This is a genomic window from Nonomuraea sp. NPDC046570 (assembly GCF_040645915.1).
Lineage (GTDB): Bacteria > Actinomycetota > Actinomycetes > Streptosporangiales > Streptosporangiaceae > Nonomuraea.
Genome location: NZ_JBEYZF010000044.1, coordinates 1 through 19,931, shown reverse-complemented (window position 1 = coordinate 19,931; position 19,931 = coordinate 1). Strand labels below are relative to the sequence as shown.

Annotated in this window: 20 protein-coding genes and 1 pseudogene; 14 read left to right on the top strand and 7 right to left on the bottom strand. The window is 66.3% G+C overall.

The window, feature by feature from the left end; all coding sequences use genetic code 11:
• Window positions 1-57: 57 nt before the first annotated feature.
• From ABZ911_RS38125 to ABZ911_RS38105, 5 genes and pseudogenes are all read left to right on the top strand, one after another.
• Window positions 58-309, top strand: coding sequence for a hypothetical protein (locus ABZ911_RS38125; RefSeq protein WP_358067781.1), 252 nt, complete (start codon window positions 58-60; stop codon window positions 307-309).
• 9 nt (window positions 310-318) lie between these two features.
• Window positions 319-741, top strand: coding sequence for a hypothetical protein (locus ABZ911_RS38120; protein WP_358067778.1), 423 nt, complete (start codon window positions 319-321; stop codon window positions 739-741).
• A gap of 310 nt (window positions 742-1,051) precedes the next feature.
• Entirely contained in the window at window positions 1,052-1,222 is a 171-nt protein-coding gene (locus ABZ911_RS38115; protein WP_358067775.1) for a hypothetical protein, read from the top strand.
• Window positions 1,223-1,227: 5 nt separating this feature from the next.
• Window positions 1,228-1,692 carry a hypothetical protein gene (locus ABZ911_RS38110; RefSeq protein WP_358067772.1) on the top strand — a complete coding sequence of 155 codons (465 nt, stop codon included), beginning with the start codon at window positions 1,228-1,230 and terminating at the stop codon, window positions 1,690-1,692.
• A gap of 468 nt (window positions 1,693-2,160) precedes the next feature.
• Window positions 2,161-2,394 (top strand): annotated as a pseudogene (locus ABZ911_RS38105) (transposase); the annotation flags it as partial.
• 47 nt (window positions 2,395-2,441) lie between these two features.
• Here ABZ911_RS38105 and ABZ911_RS38100 read toward each other — a convergent pair.
• Window positions 2,442-3,584, bottom strand: a complete 1,143-nt coding sequence (locus tag ABZ911_RS38100; RefSeq protein WP_358067769.1) for an IS30 family transposase — start codon at window positions 3,582-3,584, stop codon at window positions 2,442-2,444.
• Between the two features lie 59 nt (window positions 3,585-3,643).
• Here ABZ911_RS38100 and ABZ911_RS38095 point away from each other — a divergent pair, with 59 nt between their 5' ends.
• The 3 genes from ABZ911_RS38095 (at window position 3,644) to ABZ911_RS38085 (ending at window position 4,990) form a co-directional block, all read left to right on the top strand.
• On the top strand, window positions 3,644-4,183 hold the full coding sequence (locus ABZ911_RS38095) for an IS3 family transposase (RefSeq protein ID WP_358067873.1): 540 nt from the start codon (window positions 3,644-3,646) through the stop codon (window positions 4,181-4,183).
• A 30-nt stretch (window positions 4,184-4,213) separates the two neighbouring features.
• On the top strand, window positions 4,214-4,561 hold the full coding sequence (locus ABZ911_RS38090) for an integrase core domain-containing protein (RefSeq protein WP_358067766.1): 348 nt from the start codon (window positions 4,214-4,216) through the stop codon (window positions 4,559-4,561).
• Between the two features lie 210 nt (window positions 4,562-4,771).
• Entirely contained in the window at window positions 4,772-4,990 is a 219-nt protein-coding gene (locus tag ABZ911_RS38085) for a hypothetical protein (RefSeq protein ID WP_358067763.1), read from the top strand.
• Window positions 4,991-5,157: 167 nt separating this feature from the next.
• Here ABZ911_RS38085 and ABZ911_RS38080 read toward each other — a convergent pair whose 3' ends face one another.
• Window positions 5,158-9,075: a DUF4365 domain-containing protein gene (locus tag ABZ911_RS38080; RefSeq protein WP_358067760.1), complete on the bottom strand. Its 3,918-nt coding sequence runs from the start codon at window positions 9,073-9,075 to the stop codon at window positions 5,158-5,160.
• Window positions 9,076-9,266: 191 nt separating this feature from the next.
• On the opposite strand from ABZ911_RS38080, the gene ABZ911_RS38075 reads away from it, so the two are divergent.
• Both ABZ911_RS38075 and ABZ911_RS38070 read left to right on the top strand, forming a co-directional pair.
• Window positions 9,267-10,349, top strand: coding sequence for an XRE family transcriptional regulator (locus tag ABZ911_RS38075; RefSeq protein WP_358067757.1), 1,083 nt, complete (start codon window positions 9,267-9,269; stop codon window positions 10,347-10,349).
• A 28-nt stretch (window positions 10,350-10,377) separates the two neighbouring features.
• The gene (locus ABZ911_RS38070; protein WP_358067755.1) at window positions 10,378-11,565 is read left to right on the top strand and encodes a hypothetical protein; all 1,188 of its coding nucleotides are present in this window, start codon (window positions 10,378-10,380) and stop codon (window positions 11,563-11,565) included.
• Here ABZ911_RS38070 and ABZ911_RS38065 read toward each other — a convergent pair.
• Together ABZ911_RS38065 and ABZ911_RS38060 are read right to left on the bottom strand one after the other, a co-directional pair.
• Window positions 11,540-12,166: a hypothetical protein gene (locus ABZ911_RS38065; protein WP_358067752.1), complete on the bottom strand. Its 627-nt coding sequence runs from the start codon at window positions 12,164-12,166 to the stop codon at window positions 11,540-11,542. The genes ABZ911_RS38070 and ABZ911_RS38065 overlap by 26 nt on opposite strands.
• Window positions 12,163-12,531 carry a hypothetical protein gene (locus ABZ911_RS38060; RefSeq protein ID WP_358067749.1) on the bottom strand — a complete coding sequence of 123 codons (369 nt, stop codon included), beginning with the start codon at window positions 12,529-12,531 and terminating at the stop codon, window positions 12,163-12,165. Before ABZ911_RS38060 ends, ABZ911_RS38065 begins: the two co-directional genes overlap by 4 nt.
• 448 nt (window positions 12,532-12,979) lie before the next feature.
• Here ABZ911_RS38060 and ABZ911_RS38055 point away from each other — a divergent pair, with 448 nt between their 5' ends.
• Window positions 12,980-14,818 (top strand): AAA family ATPase, encoded by a 1,839-nt coding sequence (locus ABZ911_RS38055; protein WP_358067746.1) that lies wholly within the window; start codon window positions 12,980-12,982, stop codon window positions 14,816-14,818.
• A complete protein-coding gene (locus tag ABZ911_RS38050) occupies window positions 14,815-16,572 on the top strand; it encodes an ATP-dependent helicase (protein ID WP_358067743.1) in 1,758 nt (585 codons plus the stop codon). The genes ABZ911_RS38055 and ABZ911_RS38050 overlap by 4 nt, the downstream gene beginning before the upstream one ends.
• 27 nt (window positions 16,573-16,599) lie before the next feature.
• Here ABZ911_RS38050 and ABZ911_RS38045 read toward each other — a convergent pair whose 3' ends face one another.
• Window positions 16,600-16,938 carry a DUF559 domain-containing protein gene (locus tag ABZ911_RS38045; protein ID WP_358067740.1) on the bottom strand — a complete coding sequence of 113 codons (339 nt, stop codon included), beginning with the start codon at window positions 16,936-16,938 and terminating at the stop codon, window positions 16,600-16,602.
• Between ABZ911_RS38045 and ABZ911_RS38040 the strand changes: the two genes are divergently transcribed.
• Window positions 16,889-16,999: a hypothetical protein gene (locus ABZ911_RS38040; protein WP_358067871.1), complete on the top strand. Its 111-nt coding sequence runs from the start codon at window positions 16,889-16,891 to the stop codon at window positions 16,997-16,999. The genes ABZ911_RS38045 and ABZ911_RS38040 overlap by 50 nt on opposite strands.
• Window positions 17,000-17,596: 597 nt before the next feature.
• Entirely contained in the window at window positions 17,597-18,025 is a 429-nt protein-coding gene (locus ABZ911_RS38035) for an RICIN domain-containing protein (RefSeq protein ID WP_189647684.1), read from the top strand.
• A 216-nt stretch (window positions 18,026-18,241) separates the two neighbouring features.
• On the opposite strand, the gene ABZ911_RS38030 is transcribed toward ABZ911_RS38035, so the two are convergent.
• Entirely contained in the window at window positions 18,242-19,363 is a 1,122-nt protein-coding gene (locus ABZ911_RS38030; protein ID WP_358067737.1) for an IS630 family transposase, read from the bottom strand.
• Between the two features lie 83 nt (window positions 19,364-19,446).
• A complete protein-coding gene (locus tag ABZ911_RS38025) occupies window positions 19,447-19,761 on the bottom strand; it encodes a hypothetical protein (RefSeq protein ID WP_358067734.1) in 315 nt (104 codons plus the stop codon).
• Between the last annotated feature and the right edge of the window lie 170 nt (window positions 19,762-19,931).

Genomic DNA, 19,931 nt, shown 5'->3' with positions numbered 1-19,931 from the left:
GGCACTTCGCATTTCGTTTACCTGCGATTTCTCAACCCCTAGGTATACGAGGTTGAGGTGATCGTCCCCAACGGACGTGGGTTGCAACCCACCAACCATCCGTTTCCCGCCCTCGTCGAGGAGCTGGAAGCCGCCTTAGCCAACTACGACGGCACCCTCGCGATCGTCAGCCACAACCGCCCGGCCGGTGCCGCCCTCCGCCGAATGGAGGATGGGGGCCATTATCCGTCTGCTGAAGAATTACGCACTGTTGCACGATTCGATGGCCAGAGCCTTTCTCACACACTCGGTGGAAACTTGTCGAGTTGAGGAGGCAATTTGGTTTCCATCCTGAGGTTGCGACCGGTCGGGGAAGGTGAGCGCCAGCTCACCCCCGACCTCGCCAGAGGGGCCATGCTGGCGCTGATCGCCGTGGCCAACTCCGCCGCCTACCTGTACGGCCGGCCGTACGGCATCCGGCAGTACATCATCGAGCACGACCTGCTGGACCGGGTGACGGCGGCCCTGACCATGACATTCGTGGACGCGCGGGCCTACCCGATGTTCGCCGCGCTGTCCGGCTACGGCATGGTGCAGATCTGGAACCGCCGACGGAACGACGACGAGGGGCGGCGGGTCCTGAATCGGCGGAGCTTATGGCTGCTCGTGTTCGGGGCGGGCCGGCACGTTACTGTTCTCCGGGGACGTGCTCGGGCTCGCGGTATGCTGATTGGCTGCGGCTGCGCGACCGGACCCTGCTGATCCTCGCATTACCTTTGGCTCGTGTGCGGGGGGTGCTCCTGCCTCGATGATCCGCTGTAGGGGCAGCCTCGCTCCGAGCGGCTCGGCCGACCACGCCCGCTCGGCTCATCCGATGGCCGGTGGTGAGGTACGAACCACCGGCCATCGATCGGCCCCAGCCCGCACGGACAGCACCGAAGTCAGCCGATCGTCCAGCCTCGGCCCAGTGATCGACCTCGCAACATCAAGCCGTATGACGTGTCACTGATCAGAGATTCGCGCGCTGCATTTGGAAGTATGGGACGTAACGGAGCATGGGCCGGGAGGCGCGGTGCCGATCTACGTCGATCACGACGAACGGCGTCAGAAGATCGTGGGCACGGCCATCCGCGTCCTGGGAGACGTCGGGTTCGGCAATTTCACCCTGCGCGCGGCGAGCGACCGGCTGGGCGGCTCGGTCACGATGGCGACCCACTACTCCCCAACCGCGAGTCCCTGCTGAGCAAGATGCTGGAGCAGACGCTCGAAGAGGCGCGCTCCACGCAGGCCGAGCTGGCGGCCATCGAGGATCCACATGCCCGGCTGGAAGCCGTCCTGCGCTACTTCCTGCCCCTGGACGAGGACGGGCTGGCCATCGAGAAGGCGCGCGTCGCGCTGGTAAGTCACCGCGGCGTGGAGCCCGCCATCGAGTTGCACCTGTCCTTGATCGGGCCCGGTATGCGCGACCTCGTCCGCACCGCCATCCGGGACTTCACCGGCACCTACCAGCTCGACGCGACCGTCGACCTGATCCGGCTGTGGACCAGCGGCGTCGTCCTGTCCACGATCGAGCACCCCGAGCTGTTGGACCGCCGAGCGGCAGAACAAGGCGCTCCAGCACTTCATGAAGCTCATCGACCTTCCGGTCGCCGCCCTCTGAGGGCCCGAAGAATGCAGCGTCCGAGAAGAACGACGGCCGCGATAACGAGGTAGATGAGCCGGTCCGGTTGGCGATCTCACCGTCGAGGTGGGGTCGGCGCAGGCGTCGCCGACCAGCCGTTGCGAGCGAGCCGGTGGGGTCGACAGGTGCATTGAGGACTGCTCCGGGTCGATCTCGGCGAAGAGGTCCAGGCGTAAGCCTGGCCGTCAACGTTCGCGCTGAAGTCCAGCGACGTCTCGGACAGGGAGTAGCCCATCGACTTCTCCTTGATGACCCACAGGTCGACCGTCAGCTACATGATGTTTCTTGCCCGGCTCCATGCGCTCTACGGCTACGAACGGCGCGTTCGGATCCTCGTTGAGGACGGCATGAACGAGGGCGAGTCATGGGAGTTCACCGAACCAGCGGTCTCCGGGCCGAGCTGGCTCGCGTCCGCCCCTTCTTCAACGGCACCTGAGGTGCCTAGCAGTTTCCGGACAGTCGGCTACATAAGCTGACAGAAGTCTGGAAGAGGTAGGTACGTGACGAGGCGTCGCACGCAGTTCTCGCCGGAGTTCAAGGAAGAAGCCATCCGCATGGTGCTGGAGGGCGATCGGACGGTCGCGTCGGTAGCGCGGGAGTTCGGGATCAACGCCAGCACCCTGGGCAGTTGGGTGAACCGGCATCGGATCGCGAGCGCTCAGGACGAGCGGCAGCCGGTCTCCGGGCCGGAGCGGGCTCGGATCCGGGAGTTGGAGCGGGAGAACGCCGAGCTGCGGGAGAAGCTGGCGTTCTTGAAAAAAGTAGCGGTGCAGTCAACCGATCAGCGCAACAGTGTGGCGAGTCTATCGGCCGGGGTGTCGAACTTCAGAGTCTTGCGGGGCCGGGTGTTCAGCTTGTGGGCGATCCGGTCGAGATCGTCTTGGCTGAGATCGGCCATGCTGGTGCCCTTGGGCAGGTACTGACGCAGCAGCCGGTTGGTGTTCTCATTCGTGCCTCGCTGCCACGGGCTGCGCGGATCGGCGAAATACACCTGCAGCCCCGTCGCCGCGGCGAGCTCCTTATGCCCGGCCAACTCCATCCCGCGATCCCATGTCAACGTCTTGCGGACCCGCTCGGGTAGCCGGGTCATCGTGGCGGCCAGGCCTCTGGTGACGGTGTGCATGTCGCGGCCGTCGAGCTGGACCAGGACGGTGAAGCGGGTCGTGCGTTCCACCAGCGTCGCGATCTGGGTCAGGCCTCGGCCCAGCAGCAGGTCGCCCTCCCAGTGCCCAGGGATCGCGCGGTCGTCCGCTTCCGGTGGCCGCTGACTGATCGGGATGGCGTCCTTGATCTGGGAGCGCCATTGTCCGGTGACGGTGTTGTGGATGTTTCGGCGGGTAGGCCGACCTGAGCGCAGGTGCTTGGTCAGCTCCTTGGCTAACACGCCGCGAGCCTGGATGAACAGCGACTTGTAGATCGTCTCGTGACTCACCCGCATCCCCGATCCCGGCCGGTAGGTCTTGGCCAGATACCCGGCGATCTGTCCTGGTGACCAGTCTTCGGCCAGTTTCTCCGCGACGAGTTGCCGTAACGCCGGATTGCGGGCCAGGAGGCGCGGCTTGGGACGCCGGGCTCGATCCCAGGAGCGGTCTTCGGCGTCGATGGCCCGATAGCGGGCGGTGCCTTTGTTGCGGGCGATCTCTCGGCTGACCGTCGAGGCAGGCCGCGCCAGTCTGCGGGCGATAGATCGGATCGACTCGCCTCGCGCCAGGCCGCGGGAGATCTCCTCACGCTCGGCGAAGCTCAGCGTCCCGGCCCGCTTGCGCCGCATGGGGGGAACGTATCCGCCGTTGGATTTGAGGACGGTAAACACCGAGCCCGGCGGCTTGTCAAGTGCTCTGGCGATCTGACTGATCGTCTCGCCAGCCTTCCACCGGTCCCACAGCTCCCGCTTCTGCGCATCCGACATCCCCGGACGGCCCATCCTCGCCACGCGACACCTCCGCGATCATCATCCCGAATGGTGTTGCACTGATCAGTTGACTGCACCGCCGCCTTCTTCGCGGCCGAGAGTCGATGACGCTCGCCAAGTACGAGCTGATCGATGCGGAGAAGGCCCATCACGCGATCGTGAAGATGTGCGCCTGGCTGAAGGTGTCCCGCTCGGGCTACTACGAGTGGCGCGAGCGGCCGGCCTCGGCCACCGCGCAACGCCGCGCGCTGCTGTCCCGGCTGGTCGCCGAGATCTTCGCCGGCTCTCACGAGACCTACGGCTACCGGCGGGTGCACGCCGCCCTGCTGCGCCGTGGCGAGCACTGCTCGGCCGAGTTGGTACGTGCCCTGATGCGCGAGCAGGGCCTCATCCCGGCCCAGGTACGGGCGTTCCGGCCGGTCACCACCGTCCAGGGCAACTTCCGCGGTATCCCCGACCTGGTCGGTCGCGACTTCACCGCCGCCCGGCCGGGCACCAAGCTGGTCGGCGACATCACCTACATCCGCACCTGGGAAGGCTTCCTCTACCTGGCCACCGTGATCGACTGCCACAGCAAGGCGGTCCTCGGCTGGGCCATGGCCGACCACTAGCGCACCGGCCTGATCAAGGACGCGATCCGGATGGCCGCCGGCACCGGCCTGCTCCAGCCCGGCGCTGTGTTCCATACCGACCGCGGCTCGAACTACACCTCAGATGAGTTCGGCCGGTTCCTGACCAGCCTGCAGATCCGCCGCTCGGTAGGCCGCACCGGGGTCTGCTATGACAACGCGATGGCTGAGTCGTTCTTCAGCGCGATCAAGAACGAATGGCTCCACCGCTTCGTATTCACCACCCGCGCCAAGGCGAAACGGCAGGTCATCCGCTACATCGAGGGGTTCTACAACCGTCGGCGCCTGCACTCGGCGCTCGGCTACCGGCCACCTCTGGAAGTACTCAACGAGTCCCTTTCAATCCAAACAGCCGCATAGGCTACGCCCATAAGACGGCTGTCCGGAATCACCGTGGCTCCTCAACCCGCCTGCACGAGGGACTGGGCTACGTCACGCCTGACGACGAGCACGAGGGCCGCGGCCCAAAGATCCGCAAAGCCCGGCAGGAAGGCCTTGAACAATCCCGGCAACACCGCCTGGAGTGGCACCGCGCGAACCGGGGCACATCACCCACACGGGGAGCCGACGATGCTGGCTGAAGAATCCGCGACCTGCATCATTAAGCCAGAAACGCCTCAGGCCCGCGCCATCGGTAACGAATGGCTGGGCACCTCTCTGCCCTTGCCCAACTACGCCAACAACCTTCTACGCCTGGGCTTCACCGAGCAGGGCCTTTCCTCCAAGGCGACCGTCTCTTCGACGCCCTCGTCGCCTGGGACGACGAAGCCGACATCCTCGGCCGGGTAGCCGAACATCGAGTCGCAGGCGCCGACCATGTCGCTCTGCAGATCCTTACCGCCGACAAGGCCGCTACGCCCCGGGAGCAGTGGCGCAGCCTCGCCGCAGCCATCACCTGACCGGCGCGCCCGCCACCATCACGGGCGGGCGATCGGGCAGCAACGGCCGTTGGACGCCTACGGTGTGTGGCGTCGATCATCTTGGCGGCCTGCAGCCAGCGTATATGCGCTCTCGACGAAGTCTGTTGCCTCCCTCGTGATGACGTCCGCGTTGTGTCCAGGCTGAGATTGCTCCTGGAGAGCCTCCAGGAGCACCGCGGTGATGTGGAAGCGCAGCGCCTCGTGGACATCCGGATCGTCAGCAATCACCGTCTCTTCCGCAAGGCCAACGCGAATGGCGCCGAGTTCACGTGCTTGGCGCAATCCGGCCTCGGCGGACAGCACCAATTCGCTGAGGCCCTGCCGGGTCAGGCCCACGGTCTGCTCAGCGACCAGGCAGGTCAGGCGTGCCGCACGCACGGCCGCCTCTTCCGGGTGGACGGACCCGGCGAAGCCGCACACCCCGCACAGCAGCCATCCTGCCACGGACTGCGGCTCCTGCTGGTGAACCGCTCGGATGAGGATGAGAAAGGTGTCCAGCGTTTCGGTGGGTTCCCGCCAAGCGCTGGGGCGGGCGAAGGGGACGGCTGCGCTGCGCGGCTGCCAGCCGTCGGCTTGTGCTTGCCGACTCAGTAGTTCCGGGTGGAGGGGCAGATCGACCACATAGTCGGCCAGGAAACGGCGGTGATCGTCATCCGTGGTATCGGCCAGTCCCTGGTCATAGAGAACATGGAGCAACGCCAATGTGCCGAACGTCGGGATATCCGCTCCAGCGGCCAAGGCGCGCAGGACGGCATCGTCGCTCCAGAGAGGAGCGCCTGCCTCCAGGGAGAGTTGGACTGCCGCCAGCCACGCCCCTTCGCGCTGCGCGGTGAAGGTCGGGCTCTGTGCCACCAGGTTGGGGTCGAGACCGTCGGTCATGAGTTCCGTCACGAGGGTCAGATCCGCCACCGCAGCGATGTCCGTGAGCCCGGCCGCCTTCACCAGGTGTTGCATCCGGTAACTCAGATGGTCCTTCTCTGTCTGCGTGAGCTGGGATATACGCAGGCCGGAGCCGGGTTCGACGCCGATGTTCATCGACGACTTCCGCGCCTGATCGATGGCGATCGTGGCCATCATGAGGTCGTCGTAGCACGGGGATGGCAGGTGGACCGAGGCGAAGCGTGCACGGAGTTCGGCGAAGCCGGCGCTGGTAAGGGTGGCCAGGTACAGCGTGCTGGTGTCGATCACCACGACCTGGTCCAGCGCGGCCTGAACGGCCGCTACCTCGGCGTCGAAGCGTTCGGGGTCGGCCTCGCCTGCGGGAATGCAGCCTGCCGCACGCTGCAGCAGCGCCAGCGCGTAGGGGCGGTTGAGCTGGCTGGAGAGAAGCCCGAGTGGGATGACACCGGCCAAGACCTGGTTACGCAGGTGTTGAGCGAGACGGGCGCGCGGCTCCAGCATCCGGCTCAGCGTCTCTGGATCGGTGATGTCCTGCGGATCGATCGAGCGCAGCGGCCCATCGGGGTTCAGGCGCAGCTGTGTCTCGAGGGCGGCCTGGAGCCGGGCGCCCAGGGCGGGCGGCAGGACGAGTGCGGAGGCTGGGGAAGTGGGGGGTGCGTCGTCCTGTTGAGGAGACTCACCGGTGGCGAGCAGGATCGCGCTTAGTACCTGGCCCGTGAACCGTGTGTGCTCCGCGAAGCGTTCTACAAGGTCAAGCAGTTCCTGGACGGTATCGGACGACCATCCCGTCCGCGGCAGCACGGCCGCCTTGAGCTGCGCCTGCACCAGGGTGAGCACCGGCGGAAGGAGCGCCGTGTAAGCCCGGAGCGCAAGATCGGGCTGGCGTGCGAACCAGCGTGCGCCGATCAGGCTCCAGGCGTACCCCACCTGCTCGATCGTCAGCGGTCTGGTGCGTGTGCCCGCCTCCAGTACGGTCTCTCCTGGCGCGCCCGGGGTGTCGCTTTCGGTGAGAGCGGCGACAGCATGCTGCTCGACGGCCGTCCAGTCCTGGCGGTTGAAGGCATCATCCAGGAGTTCGCGGCGCAGCGGCCCCCGTACGGCCTGAGGCAGGCTGGAGCGGCTCAGCACCAGCAGGGCCCGGTATCTCCATTCGTCGTGCTGGCCTGTGCGCTGCAGGATCCGCAGCGCTCGCTGCAGGAATTCGACGTCGCCGAAGCGGGCGGCGGCGCGGTCGCACGCGTGCACGGCTTCGGTGTGGCGTTCCAGCTCGACCAGGGATTGCACCAGGGCGGCCGCGCCGGACAGGGATCGATCGGCGAGTTGCCGCAGGCGCATCAGGCCGGCTTGGTGGTGACCCTTGGCGATGTCGGCTCGTGCGTGCAGGGTCGAGGACTCCTCGTCGGTGACGACCTTGCGGGCCAGGAGGTCCTCGAGGCCGGGCAGTGGCCAGACGCCGAGTTCCGCCAGCGATCTGAAGGCGATCATGCGTTCTTCGAGGGCGTCGCCATCGGCCAACTCCACGACGTGGTTCCACAAGGCGATCATGTCGCTCGGGTCGGCGGCTTGCGTGTCGGCGCGGACGGCGTCGAGCACGGCGACGCCGACGGGACTGCTCACCTTGGCGACCAGGTCGTCGACCTGAGGGTGGCCGAGTTGGAAAGCGACCCGGGCGGCGGCCTGCGCCAGCTGCTCAGCGGCGGCCTCTCGGGCGTTGGCCTGCCCGTGCGGCTCCGGCAGCGCGACGGCGATCGCGGCGCCGAGATCGCCGGTGAGCAGGTGAGCATGGAACAGGACGTAGGCCGGGTGTTCACTTGGCCCGCCCCAGCGGCGCTGCTCGGCACGAGCGCTGTCGGCGAGTTTGCGCGCACGGGCGAGGTCGCCCTCGTACAGCGGGCTCATGCCTTTGCTGGCCCGCTGAGCCAGAGCCTTGGCCAGCGCGATGCGGCCGGAGTCGCTTCGGGGAAAGGCGGAGACGAGCATTTCGAACCAGGTGACGGCCGTGTCAAGATCCTGATTGGCCATGGCCTGATCGGCGAGAAAGCGCAGAGCCGTACCCTCCGCCCGGACACTGCCGTCTTGGACGGCCTCCACGAGGCTGGCGGGAAGGGCAAGCGGTCCTCTGCCGCCGACCTTTTCGCGCTCGAGCAGAGCAAGGCCGAGGTCGGCCAGGAGCCGGCCGTCCGGCGACGTGGCGGCCTCGGTCAAGATCGCTGTCGCCTGTGCTGGATCGGAGTGGATCAAAGACAGCCCAGCGAAGGCTCGCCACCGCGGCGCCGGCGTGGCTCCCGCGGTCACGGCACGGTTGAAGCATTCCGCCGCCTGAGGCTCCAGCAGATGCTCATTGGCGTAGTCGGCCACCGACGCCCATAGCTGCCATCCCCATTCGTCGGCTGGCCACCACGCGGGAACTTTCGCCAGAAGGGTGGAGACCGTCTCGGTTGGCAGGCCTGCCTGCAGCAGATCCGTCAGCCGTTCGATGGCACGCGCTGCCACGGTGTCGCCGTCTTGGAGGGCACGGCGCCGGGTGCGTTCGAGCCGGTCGCGCGCCTCGCCGGGCAGGCGGTCCAGCCATCGTGCGAACCGCTGCTCGGCCGGGTCGCCGTCCTCGCGTGCTGGGCGCGCCAGGCTGGTGAGCGCTGGCACGCTAGCCTGGTCGATCTGCTGGTCGGCCGGGACGGTCACCTTCCAGTCCTTGCCCGTGGACTCGGCTGTGTCGTGCGAGAGTGACTGCCAGTAGAGCGTTCCGGAGATGGGGTCGTGCAGGACGATCACGACGGGGATGTCGTAGTCGAACCAGTATTGGGCGTGCTCGTCGTTAAAACGGAAGGTCCAGCCATCGCGAGTCGGCTTGTTGAACCAGCTCGTGCCGGACTTGATCTGCGCACCGAGCAGCCGCCCGGCGGTGTGGCCGTTCTCGACGAGCTCGAGGATGGCATCGACCCCGAAGTCGTTGACCGGTTGTTCTCGGCACAGCCAGCCGAGACGTTCGTGGGCGGCCTTGGCCAACGCGGCCACGCCCGCACGCTCGACGTGTACAGAAGCATCGACCCGCACAGCCACTCCTTTGTGAGCCGGCTTGGATGAAGGGCTCCCACGAGCCAGGTCGAACAGCTTAGCGAACCGGCACAGACGCCACCCCGCAAGAGGGCGCCATGGTCCGGCAACGCGATTCCAACGCGAGGAATATTTTGATGCTGTAATCTGAGAGATAGAAGAGCGGTGGATGGCGAGATCAGGAGCGTGGCGTGACCCAAGAGACGGCGCATGCGAGCATGCTGACGCTGGCTCGTGAGTCGCGCGGGATGACCCAGACAGTGCTCGCCCACGCCATGTCGGACCTGGCGGGAGAGCCGATCAGCCAGGGCTACGTAAGCAAGGCCGAAGCGGGCCGCCTCGCCGTCGAGGGCGACCGCCTGAGCGTGTACGCCCGCGCTCTGGGCTACCCGCCGGCGCTGCTCCATCTGAACGCCGACCTGACCGGGATCGGCATCGGGCTGGTGCATCACCGCAAGAAGGCCGCACTGGGAGCCCACGCGCTACGCCGCATTCACGCGCAGCTCGCCCTGAGCCGCCTGCAAACTCGCCGTCTGCTCCGGGCCCTACCCGCCGACTCGACCCTGCACCGCTTTGAGCACATCGCCGTGAACGACCTTGACACGCCCACCGAGGCAGCACAAACCCTGCGCAAGCTGTGGGAGGTTCCCACCGGGCCGATCACCCAGCTGATCAGGATGATCGAAGGCGCCGGCGGACTGATTCTCATACGCGATCTCGAAAGCCGTGACCTGGACGCGGTCAGCCAGTGGAACGGAGCCGAGCGCCCGCTGTTCCTGCTAGGCGCGCACGCTCCGGCCGACCGCTTCCGGTTCAGCCTCGCCCACGAGCTCGGGCATGTGATCATGCACCCCGAGCCCGGCGCCACCCCACAGCAAGAACGGCAGGCCGACGAGTTCGCCAGCGAGTTTCTGATGCCCGCTGCGGACATCGGCGGCGAGTTGAGCTCAGGCTTGGATCTGTCTCGTCTGCAGATACTGAAGCGACGATGGGGAGTGTCGATGGCCGCCGTGGCCCGTAAGGCGCTCACCCTGGCCGCCATCAGCGAATGGCAGTACCGCAACCTGATGATCGAAATGTCCACGCTCGGTTACCGCACCCACGAACCCGGCGTAATCCCGCGCGAACTCCCGCACGCCGTGCCCGCCGCCGCGCAACGCCTCGTCGCAGAGCACGGACTCGACCGCGCCGCCGAGATCGCGGGACTGCTCCCTGAGGAGTTCGCCCGCTTGCTGTTGCCCCACCCCGGCTCGCCGGACCCCAACCCCGCCTGACACCGGTTACGTCTCACGAGGTGAGCACATGGACGACCGCACCAGCGCACCATCCCGTACCGTGGCGAGCTCCCTGCTCACCTCGCCGCCCGACCACGGTACGGCCGGGCGCGCCATCACACAGCGCGCCCTGACCTTGGAGCGCGCCAACCTTCTACTCGAAGCGCCCGGCTACCTCCACCCCGACCACGGCGGCCTGGTGGTGTGCGGCACCGGCTGCTCGGCGCGGCTGTACGCGCTGCGGCGAACCTTCGCCGGAGTATTGGCCGAAGACTGCGCCGCCTACGAGAAGGAAGTCGCCACCACCGACGCGCCGTTCCGCCTGCCGGAGGACGCCCTGTTCGGCGGTGACCTGGACAGCGCGCTTCAGGAGCAGCTCGACAACGGGGCCTCCTTCGCCGTCACCCCGACCCGCTACATCAAGGCCGGCGATCCCGCGGCCTTGAAGGCCGTGGTGAAGGCGGCCAAGGCACTGCAACGCGACGACGTCGTGGTGACGCTCCCCATCTCGATCGTGTGGCTTCGGCCGGAGACGCGCGCGACCCTGGTGGCCGCAATCCGCGCGATCAACCACCCGGTCGCGCTGATCCTCGGCGGGCAGTACGACCCGCTCCAGCAGTTCGCAGCAGCCCCCCAGCAGCTTCGGGAGCTTCTGGCCGACGTGCCAGGCACCGGGCTGTGGCGTACGGACCTGGCCGGATTCGACGCGCTGGCCCATGGCGCCGCCTTCGTCGGCCTCGGCGCGGGCGGCTCATTGCGGCACCTCGTCCCCGCCGGGGAACGCGCCGAGACCTCCGGCAGCGGACCGAGCTACCCCTCGGTTCTCATTCCCGAATTGCTGCGCTTCAGCAGCGCCAAATTCATCGCCGATCTCTACGCCAACGCCATCCCGCCCCGCTGCACCTGCAGCCAGTGCGAGGGCAGGCCGCTGGACGACTTCCTCGGGCTCACGAACCCCGTGAAGGCGGCCGCACACGCGCACAACAGCGCCACCTGGAACGCCTGGCTACCCGAGCTGCTGGAGCAGCCCACGCTGGCCGACCGGCAGATCTGGTGGCGCGCCCGCTGCAGGCAGGCCGTGAACGCGCACGCCCTGGAGAACACCCGCATCAAGCAGCCCAATCGACTCAAGCCGCCCAAGTCGCTGGAGAAGTGGGCCAGCCTGCCGCTCCGCACCGACAGCCAGGCGGTCACGCCTCCGCCAGCAGCGGAGTGATCTGCTGGTAGGCCTGCTCCAGGAGCAGCCAATTCGCGGCGGTGAATCGGCGACGTTCGAAGGGCGCCGGCGGGACGACCACGCACGGTTCGCCGTCGGTGTCGACGATCACGCCAATGCCATAGAAGTCGGCTTCCATCCGCAGCATGTGGAGATCACGCGGCAGTGTGGGGAGCAGCATCGCGCGGGAACAGAACGGCGCGAACCGGCCTGCCCGCTCCAGGCCGACGCGCCAAGATCGGGCCGACACGACCGCCAGGCGCGCCTCGATCGGCGCAACCGCCAGGCGGGTCACACAGCCCCGGTCCACACGAACCGCACCCTTGGGGAGCAGACTGAGAGAACCTGGTGCCGCCCGTTCGATGGCCGACAGCGGCAACGGCGCGTTCACCGGCAGATCCAGCAGCACGCGCAGCGCGTCCGGTGAACTGATGGCCACCAGCCCGCTGAGCCGCCGCCGCGCGATCTCGGCCTGGTTCGGCTCATAATGCAGCACGGCCGAAGTGCCCTGTAGCACCACGCACGACCCTGAGGCCCGGCCCAGGGCGAGGCCCGGCGCGTCGGCGACGGCCTGAGAGAAAGCCTCCGTGGCACCGGTCACGTCTCCACCTTCTTCTGCTCGCCCGTGTCATTCATATCGGTCCCCGTGATCAGGTCGTAGTGCCCCCGCAGGCCCACGACCAACCGTCCCAGGGTCTCCCAGAGGGCCTCGCCGCCTGCTCGGCGATACCAGCGCCGCCGGTCCCGTCCGACCTCCGTCACCCTGGTCACCAGCCGCAAGGCCAGTAGATCCCGCATCACCGGGTAATACACCGCTGCTTGCACGCCCTGCCGGACGGCCAGCCTTCCAAGGTTCACCTGACCATCCGGTGCGTCGGCGAACGCCTCCAGCACCTCCAACCGGTACCGATTGCCGAACATGCAGGCAGAGACAGCGCGTATGTCATTCAGGCCCGCTCCACGCATCCCTTCACCTTAGTGATTAATGAATCCGTAATCCATGGCGAACGCCATATCCTCTACTTCCTGCCCTCGCGAGCGGACCAGGCACGAACATCGGTGACGATGCACGAGCGTACGCCTGCACGGCCGGCCCCGAGTGGACTTTCTGTCACGAACCAACCGCGATGCGTACGCCGGCTGAAACCGTGAGGCCTCGCCGACGAGCCTTGGATGCTGGTAGCCCTTCTCGTGCGGCTCACGACCCAGCCTGGAGGCAGAAAACGGCGATTGCGAACCAAAGCGGGGCATTCTCCACGTACGACGGAAAGCATCCTGTTCTCAGGTCATGGGATATCCCGATCTCTGTGCGCATATCCTTGCGCTTGAGTCACGACTGTATGTCCTACGCTATTCGCGTATCACCAGAAACAAGATCATCGATGTGTCCTGGTTGAGAAGTGGATAGCCGAAGGTGTACATCTCCGAGATCGAAGTCGAGAATTTTCGCTCTTGTGTTTCCGTACGCGTCCCCCTGCGGAAGGACGTCACGGTCCTGAGCGGCGAAAACAATGCCGGAAAGACCGCGATCATGGATGCTTTCCGGTACTTGACCGAGCCTCTCGACGGGCATCGGCCGACTGGGCTGGACAGTCGCGACACGTTTCGCACGGCGGCCGAAGACGGACTTCGTCTGAAGGCGTGGCTGGACGAGATCGCGGTTAGCCAAGCAGGCACCTATATCCAGGGCCTCCTTGAGGGCGTTTCGGATGAGGGGGCACGAACCGCTTCATGGTCGCTGAAATACACGCCTGCGCCACTTGCCCGGCGACGTGGCAGAACGCTCTGGTTCGTGGGCGCGAACAGAGAGATCGGCGGTGAGCCGGAGTTTCGTCACGCCGTCCGGCATGTCCACATGCCCGCACTTCGTGATGCCGTCCGGGAACTCGGCGAAGGCGGTAGTACGAGATTACGCGTCATTCTGGAGGCGTTGCTCGATAGTAAAGACGCCGTGGCGGAGTTCGTGGAGCGGATCCGTGGACAGTTGGCGCAGGTCACAGAAGACGATGCGCTGATCGACCTGCGTGATCATGTTGTCCAGCCGTTGGGCGAGATCACCGCTGGCGCCCATAGGCAACGGACAGAGCTTCTCCCAAGCGATTCCAGTCTCTCCTCGATCACCCGGTCGCTTCGCATGATGCTCGGAGACGCGGCGGCCACCGAACTCGATCCCGTGCGCTCCTCCGGGCTCGGGTACGCGAACATCCTGTACATCGCGACCGTACTGGCGGAGCTGGAGACGGCCCGTGAGTCCGACCTCACCTTGCTGCTCGTGGAGGAGCCCGAGGCACACCTTCATCCGCAGCTCCAGACCCTGCTCCTGCGGTACCTGAAGCGCCGGGCCCAGGAATCGAGGAAGCACGAACTCGCCGATCCCACGGCCCCGGCGGGCCATATCCAGGTGATCATCAGTACGCACTCGCCCGTGCTCTCTGCGGCGGTGAGCGTCGAGGACATCGTGGTCATGACACGGCACAAGCGGCAGGGAGGCCAGGAGTGGGAGAGCCGGGCCGTGCCTATCGCCCGGCTCGGCCTGAAGGCGAAACAGGTCCGCGAGCTGGACCGCTACCTCGACATCACGAAGAACACCCTGCTATATGGGCCGCGGGCATTGCTGGTCGAAGGGATGTCCGAAGCGCTGCTGCTTCCAGCGATCGCCGAGCTGGTGCTCGATCCCACGCAGTACGAGAAGCCTGAAGAAAGGGAACGTGCCAAAGAGGCCATCGAGCGCTTCCACGGCACCACGCTGGCACTTGTCGACGGAGTCAACTTCAACCCCTACCTCCAGGTACTGATCACGCCCATCAGCGGTGCGCGCGTGGCACGCAGGGTGGCCGTCATCACCGATACGGACCTACCGCCGGGCGGTGGCGAGCCGAAGCGGATCAAAGAGGCGAGGGATCTGGCGGCCAAGCATGGCATGACCGACTTCGCCGTCTTCGCCGGCGCGCCGACTCTGGAGCCGGAGCTGATGCGAACGGGAAATGAGGAACTGCTTCGCATGGCATTCCTCGAGTGTGCGTCGAGGTCCCAGCATCGCTGGGACGGGGTGATGGCAGACGAAAATCGACCAGCGGCCTTCACGGCCTTGTTCGAGCGCGACACAGAAGGGACGAAGATTTCCAAGCCCGAGTTCGCGCATGCGCTCGCGGATCTCCTCGTCCCTGGATGCGGGTTCATCGTCCCGCCCTACCTTGCCGCTGCGGTGAAGTTCATCTCGGCGCCCGACGCGATGGAGGCCGGCGCCAGATGAGCCCGGAGGACAGAGAGGGAGCGGAAGCTCAGCAGCAGTCGGCCGTCACCGCTCTCACGCCGCTGTACGTCCCAGCATGTCCAGGCTCGGGCAAGACGCACGTGATCGTCGCCCGCCACCTTACCCACCCCGCCGGCCACTTCCGCCAGGCACGGGCCCTGATCTCGTTCACGAGGACCGCCCAGAACCAGATGGGAGAACGGTGTCGTGCTGAGGGCCGGGCCGAGCTGGCGGCCTTTCCGAACTTCATCGGGACCATGGACTCCTTCCTGTGGGAGTTCCTCGTGCGCCCGTACCTCGCGGCTGACCGTCAGTGGCAACTGGTTGACACGTGGGCGGCGCTTGGCGCCGAGGTCAAGCTCGACCGAACTGTGGCTTTGGCTGAGTTCCCTTTCGTTGTCGATCCTGACAACGGTCGGGAGCGCATCTCGCAAGAGCGTCTCAGGGAGAACAACCCTGGCCTGATCAACAGCAGCAAATACCCGTGGGGAACGTGGGCGGGCGCTGCCTGGAAGGTCCGTGACCGACTTGTTGATCAGGGATACCTCAGCTGCCATGAAAACCGGCTGTACGCGTTCAGACATCTCACCACTCGCCCGTCCGAGGTACTGGGGCCGCTGAGATCACGCTTCAGCGAGATCATGGTGGACGAGGTCCAGGACTGTTCCGCCGCTGAGATCGCCATTCTGGGGATGCTTCACGACGCCGGATTGAAGCTCACCCTGGTCGGCGATCCCGACCAGATGATCTACGAATGGCGTGATGCTGACCGTCAGCGCCTGGATGAGTTCACGGCGAAGTTCGACAACAAGATCGAGCTCACGGGCAACAGGCGTAGTACCCCGACCATCTGTGCGCTGGCGGCGACCTTGCGTTCGGGCAGCCGTCCGCCTGACATCTCGGTGGCCGGGCATGAAGATGATCTGCCTGTTCTCCTCATTCCCGCCGTCTTCAAGAAGAAGGCCGTTGCCGAGTGCGCAGGTTCGGGAAGCGACGTGCTCGAGGTCTTCTGCGAGCAGGCGACGACCCGTGCTGGCATTCCCCCCGAGAAGTGTCTCATCACGGCACGGAACAGGGACACGCTGCCGATCATGCCGTCACAGCGCGGCGCGAACCAGATCACCCGCCTTGCGAGGGCCTGGGAGCTGGTGAACTCCGGCAGAGGCGCCGCGGCCGACGTTGTGCAGGCGTGCCGTGCCGCTGCCTCGACGCTTCTTAAGTATTGGTATCCCGACATCTCCGGCAGCGTGGAGGCCATGGCCAGAAAGCAGCATCTCCAGGTCCAAGACCTCCTCCGACAGGGCTATGTCTTCCTCGCAGCTCTCACGCAACCGCATGCGCACTGGAACAACGACATCAACGCGCTGATCAAAAGCTGGCCGCGACCCGCGACCGCTAGGCCACGAGCCACCAAGGGGCTCTTCAGAGGGGGCCCCGCCAACGTGGTGAGCACGGTCGCGGTCGATCCCCGCCCGAGAATCGACATCGTTCACCAGGTCAAGGGAGACGCCGCCGATGCCGTTCTGCTCCTGTTGCCCACCTCCGGAGTGGGAGCCCGATGGCGAGACGGCGACCCCGCCTATGACGAAGAACTGCGCATTCTGTATGTGGCGGTGACCCGTGCCCGCCGACTTGTCGGCCTGGCCATGCCTGAGGGAGAACTGAACATCGTCCGTACCGTTCTGACGGCTGCTCGTGTTCCTCACCACGTGATCGGCCCGGCCGAGTCGCTGAAGCTGGTGAGCGGCACATGAGGATTCAGGTCCGGATAGCCGGTCGGATCAGGGCGCTGTGAAAGGGTGCTTGGCGAGCAGGGTTTTGAAGAAATCCTGAAGCATCGCGGTGACCGCAGCCTCGTTCCTGGTCAGCTCGTGGCCGCCGAACCGGTACACCTCATACCCCTTGAGCCGCAGCGCTCGGTCTTCGGCGGCCATCTTGGAGTAGAGGCGGGGTGAGGCGGTCGCGCCTGCCTGCATGCCGTCGGCGTAATGCTGCTGGCCATCGACCTCCAAGACGACACGGGCTGGCCTGGGCATCCACCGCTGGGTCGTAGAACGCACGATCGCGCTCCTGCACTGGTTTCGCCGCCTGCGCATCCGATGGGAGATCCGCGACGACATCCACGAAGCCTTCATGACCCTCGCTGCCGCCATCATCTGCTGGCGCCGCCTCGTCCGCTGATCTTTCTGTTAGGACCTCTAAGAGGGCGGATCGCGAGGCGATGACCCTTTGACAGAGCCTTCTGCTCGCCTGGCCGTCTTCACGCTGGATGTCCCGGCCAGCCTCATTTTGGGTGACCGTTAACACCGTGCTGACGCAATCGAGGACGGCGCGTTGGTAGAGGTCCCCCGCGCACTGGCGCGCGAAGCAGGGTTCCTTGCGCCCATGGCGCTCACCCGCGCGGCCTGGGAGGACTGCATGGCCTAGGACGAGGCAGACAATAGCCGCAAGGGCATCGCCAACGATTCGACAGGCCGCCTGTGGGATGTGCTCCACATGGCCCGCTGGGCCGCCACGAGAGGGTCGGGCGGCTGGTTTCGTTTGCCCTCCTCCGAGTTCGAGCAGCCGGTGCGGATGTGCTGGCGGACTGCTGCAGGTACCGGGACATGGCCATGCGAGGGTGGAGCGAGCTGCAGCCGTGCGAGGGCGCGGCGGAGGTGACCCGAACCCTGTCCGCAAGTGGCCGCAACCAAAGGGTGATTTCTCGCACGTAATCGTCTCTTATGGAGACGAGACGGCACACCGCTATCCCTCCCGCCCCAGTTCGAGAGGACCCCCATGACCATCCCCGCCCGCGCCACCCTGATCAACAAGAAGTCCGGCCTCGCCCTCGACGTCATCTACAACGCCATGAACGATGGCGCCTGGGTGATCCAGTGGACCCCCACCGGCAGGACCAACCAGATCTTCCGCCTCGAACCCGCCGACGGCGGATACAAGTTCATCGCCGAACACTCCGGCCAGGCCCTGGACATCGAATTTGCCTCCCAGAACTCTAACTTCGCGATGCAGTGGCCCATCAACGGCAGCCCCAGCCAGATCTGGTATCTCAAGGAGCACGTGGCCGGCGTCTACCGACTCATCGCCAAGCACTCCGGCAAGGTACTGGCGGTCGCCAACGCCTCCATGGAACCGGGTGAGCGCGTGGTCCAGGCCAACCCCGGCTCCGAGGAGAACGAACTGTGGCTGCTCAAGGCCGCCCCGTAGCACCCGAAGGCGGCGCGGACGCCTGCTGAATCAGCGTGGCGCGGCCAAGCCAAGCGGCCAGGCCGAGCGGTTCCACGCGGCTGGCCGCTCCCTCAACGCTGTGAGAGGGCGGATCGCGAGGCGATGACGCTTTGATCACTTGCCCTGCGCGAGGAGCGCCGGTCGTAGGCCTCGGGGCCAAGCTAGTGCTGTGACCGCATTGGTTCGCCGTGTTGGTCAGGCTGCGGTCTTGAGAGGGCGTCCGCCCCAGCGGATGCCCTTCTCGCTGCGGATGCGGGCGCGCTCGCGGCGTTGGGTTGCCAGGACGTCGGGGTGACGGGCGTTGGCGTTGCGCCAGCGCAGGTAGGCGTGCAGTGCGCGGGTCTGCACGGTGTGGTTGCGGTAGTTGGAGTTGGCGACGGTGAACTGCCGTAGCGGCCCGAAGTGAGCCTCGATCGGGTTGGCCCAGGAGGCGTAGGTCGGGGTGAAGCACAGCTCGACCCGGTTCTTCTTCGCCCAGCGCCGGATCTTTTCGCTCTTGTGGGCGGACAAGTTGTCCAGGATGACGTAGATCGGGGCGCCGTCCGGTCGGGCCGCCCGGATCGACCTCAGCCCGGCCAGGGTGTTCGCGGCCCCCTTCTTGCGGCGGTTGACGCCCCACAGAGTGTCGTCGCCGACCGAGTAGCAGCCGTGGAAGTACCGGACTCCGTGGGTGCGGTGATAGGTGGCGGGATGCCGATCGGGTCGGCCCTGCTCAGCCCAGCACGACCCGCTGGTGGGCCGGATGCCGAGTGGTCCGAACTCGTCGAACGCGAAGACCCGGTCCGGGAAACGCTCCAGGACCTCCTCGATCCGGTCCAGCTTGGCGTCGCGGTCTGGGTCTGGGGACTCCTTCCATGTCTTGGTGCGCTGGAAGGTGACACCGCGCCGGGCGAGAAGGCGGCGTAAGGCCTCGCGACCGATGCGGATGACCCGCCCGTGCACTTTGCGCAGGTAGGCGGCGAGCTTGCGGAGGGACCAGCGGGTGAAGGGCTGGCCGAGCTTGGTAGGTCGGGTGGTGGCCGTCTGGACGACGAAGTCCTCATCGTCATGACTGAGCAGGCGGGGACGGCCTCCCGCCCACCGAGGGTCCAGGCAGGCCAGGCCGATCTCGTTGAACCGGTGGATCACATCCCGGACGGTGTCCTCGTCGGCCTGCACCAGCTTCGCGATCACCGGCACCCGGTTCCCGCCGGCCGAGGCCAGCAGCATCATCGCGCGCCGGAAGCGCACCGAACTGGTGCTGCCCCGGCGCACGATCTGCTGCAGCTTCTGACCCTCTTGGTCGGTCAACCTGCGCACACGGACAGGCTCAGCCACCGCACCTCCATCGGTCGGAACGGACGTCGCCGCCCATCCAATCGCCCCGACCATCAGCCTGCCGAACCTTCCCAGTGAAAGGTCTACTTGTCGCGCAAGGTCTCAACTTCGGCGGTCAGCACGGCCATGTCTCGCACGTGCTTGTAGTACCTGGCCGCGTACACGTCGTCGATCGCCGGGAGAACCTTCTCGAACACCGCTGTAAGCCTCATCAACCCCGCTCGGCGCTGTCCGTCGAGTGGACCTTTGAGGACGCCAGAGGCGTAGCCGTAGGCGTCCGCGTCAAGCAGCACCATGTCCTGACCCGCGATGTCCAGGCCGCGGAAGCTCGGCGGGAACGGCATGGCCATGTGCTCGGCCGTGATCTGCGACAGCGCGTCGAGCTTCTCTTCGAACATGCGGAAGATCCTGCCAGGGGCATGGGGCGACGGGCGCGGTTCGACCTCAACCCGGTGAACCTATGCGGTCACAGCACTGAGCCTTTTCCATCCCTGGTGGCGGATGGCTGGTCACAACATGATCGCGGGTCCGGCTTTCCCCTCATGACGTAGCAGAGCTCCTGGTAGAC